The sequence below is a fragment of the Synechococcus sp. R70.1 genome, from assembly GCF_047461675.1.
Taxonomy (GTDB): domain Bacteria; phylum Cyanobacteriota; class Cyanobacteriia; order Thermostichales; family Thermostichaceae; genus Thermostichus.
Genome location: NZ_JANSHR010000054.1, coordinates 1 through 1069 on the forward strand (window position 1 = coordinate 1; position 1069 = coordinate 1069).

Annotated in this window: 1 protein-coding gene; it reads right to left on the reverse strand. The window is 51.4% G+C overall.

Annotation, left to right across the window (positions count from 1 at the left end; all coding sequences use genetic code 11):
* Positions 1-968, reverse strand: a 968-nt coding sequence (locus tag NW807_RS07580; RefSeq protein ID WP_414425725.1) for a type II secretion system protein GspD, incomplete at its 3' end; no start/stop codon positions are given.
* Between the last annotated feature and the right edge of the window lie 101 nt (positions 969-1069).

A 1069-nucleotide genomic window follows, 5' to 3' on the forward strand; every position in this document is an offset into this window, starting at 1 on the left:
AAGACCACTTCATTGCGCTCGTTATCTACACTCTGAGAGCGGAACAAAGCACCCAGGAGAGGCAAATCGCCTAGCAAAGGCACTTTCCGGACGTCAACGGTGTCCCTATCTTGAATTAGGCCAGCAATGATAAAAGTTTGCCCATCTCTCAGCCTTAGCTGAGAGGCTTGTAGCTTCCTTGTTTCGACGTTAAAAAGCTGAATTCCTGCAAAGTCCCCACCCTCTAGTCTTTGAATAGGGACAGGGACGGAAATTTCTGGCTCAATGTTCAGAGTAACAAACCCATTATCATCTATCCTAACCTCTGAAACGTTTAGGATAACTCCGGCGTCTTGTCGCTGTAAGCGCTGAGTAGTAAGTGGGGGCTGACCCTCCCCCTGGGGTATTGTAATGACCTCAACATTAACGGGAACGCTGGTTGCAATGCTAATTCTGCCGGATCCGCCTTCTGCCACCACAATTTTGGGGTCAGTTAGAATTTTTCCAGTTCCGTTTCGTAATGCAGACTCTACCCTCAGGGCTAGAGACCGCTGCAGCCGGTTAAGGGTGTTAAATATCCCGGTAATCGCCCCCGAGGGATCTGCAGGCCCAATAAAGCTTACCGAGGATCCCTCGGGTTGATTGAGCGGTTGACCACCAAAATCGGCGTCTTCCAACAAAGTTCCAAGGGCAAAGTTGCCAGATGCCCCTCCCAAGTTAACTGATAAGCTTTCGTTTTTGTCCAACCGAATATCAACTGCTCTCAGGGAAATCAGAACCTGTCGCCGACGCACATCCAATTGGGCAATCTGAGCAGCCGCGATGTCCTGCTGCCGCGAGTTGCCGATCACCGTAATGGAGTTGGTGCGCTCGTCCACAACGAATTGGGCACCGGGAGCAACGGCGTTCAAAACTTCTTCCAGCCGACTGGCCAAATCGGTGGCGACTGCCTGATTCACGCGGTAATTGCGCACCAGGATCTCAGTCACCCCTGGCAGGTTTTGTCCAACAAATACGGTTTGGCCCCTTCGCTGGGCCTGCAACTGTTTTAGCCGCAAGATAAAGTTGAATGTCTCCTGTAAGGGCGAGT